The 1,648-nt window shown below is 34.6% G+C and carries 1 protein-coding gene; it reads left to right on the forward strand.

Annotated elements, in window-relative coordinates:
• Positions 1-884: 884 nt before the first annotated feature.
• A partial coding sequence (locus tag HRT72_07975) for a DUF2797 domain-containing protein (protein ID NQY67645.1) occupies positions 885-1,648 on the forward strand: 764 nt, incomplete at its 3' end.

The following is a 1,648-nucleotide window of genomic DNA, read 5'->3' on the forward strand; positions in this document are numbered from 1 at the left end:
AAACCGAATATCTATATTTCCTTGCCCAAACAATATGAACAGTTAAACGTGAAACAGTATGACCAGATGTTCGTTGATTTTGCACATAACAAAGATGAACATCTTTAGAAGCTAAAGCGAGATGCACTGAAAGTGCATAGTTTTAACTCTTTTTGAGACCAATAAAGTAAAGAATGACTTCAAACGAATTCAAAAAAAAGGTAGACAACATGCCTACCCTTAAGTTAATAATTATCTATTAATCTACTTTAACAAAGTTTCGGGTATACCTCCATCCATTTCTATCTTGAAGTTGCAAAGTGTATATATCAGAGCTTAGATTACTAACATCAATTTGATGAAGCCCATCGGATCAAAATTAACTGCCATAGCATCTGTGCAACCAAATACTGTTATTGAATCATATACACAACTGCTATCCTAAATGGTCGCAATTGGATCGAAGTTCATCGCCTGAGGATCCATACAACCCTGTTAGGCATACACACTCGAGCAGAGCATAACTATTATGGCAATGCTAAGAATTGATAGTACATTTTTGTTAAATATCATATACCTATTTATTAATTTTAAAACCGTTTTGAATAAAAAAACTCCGCATAGCATGAACAACATACATAGGAACACTCGGAACAAATAAAAATGCGCTGCAATAACAACCAATCATTCGTTTAATTCTATTTTGAAGTTGGCGTTACGCCCTTCTTATGTAAAGGTTAGATAAATTAAGTCCTAATTTAGATTTACAAAAATGCATGTACTTAAGAAGTATTAATCTTAGGTAGATAAGCGTACCAACTTCTACTTGTATTCAACAAATAGTCTATTCTAACGAAACAGACTGATTATTAAATATTAACTTCAAATCTTAATTACATACAGTTATGATTTTCAAAGATGTGTTAACTAAAATGAGAACGGAGATTGGGTCTCCAATTCAATATTTTTTAAAATCAGAAAAAGATGAAGTGTATGTAAACTCGCTATTAGGAGAAACTATTGAAATAAACTTCTGCGGATATCGATGCTTAAACTGTGGTAGTGATAAGAAAACCTTTAGACAAGGACATTGTTACGACTGTTTCTATGCCCTTCCTCAAATGGCAGATTGGATAATGAGACCAGAACTTTCAAAAGCTCATTTGGGAATAGAAGAAAGGGATCTTGCCTATGAAGAACAAGTTCAACTAAAGCCCCATATAGTATATCTAGCACTCAGTAGTGAAATAAAGGTAGGTGTAACACGAAAAGGGCAAGTTCCTACCCGATGGATTGATCAAGGTGCAAACGAAGCATTAGAGATCATTGAAACTCCTAATCGATATTTAGCGGGTATTGCGGAAGTCGCACTAAAAGGGCATGTTGCCGATAAAACGAATTGGCGTAAAATGTTAAAAAACGACATAGAACCTAAAAGTCTATTGGATGCAAAAAAACGATTAGTTCACCTTATTCCGAATGAAGTAAAGCAGTACGTGGCTTCAGATGATACGTCACCCACTCTCCTTGATTTCCCTGTATTGAAATATCCGGAGAAAGTAAAAAGCTTAAACCTTGCCAAAACCCCGACCTATTCAGGAAAGCTCTGTGGAATTAAAGGTCAGTATTTGATTTTTGAGGATGATACAGTTTTCAACGTAAGAAGTAA

Source organism: Flavobacteriales bacterium (assembly GCA_013214975.1).
Taxonomy (GTDB): Bacteria; Bacteroidota; Bacteroidia; order DT-38; family DT-38; genus DT-38.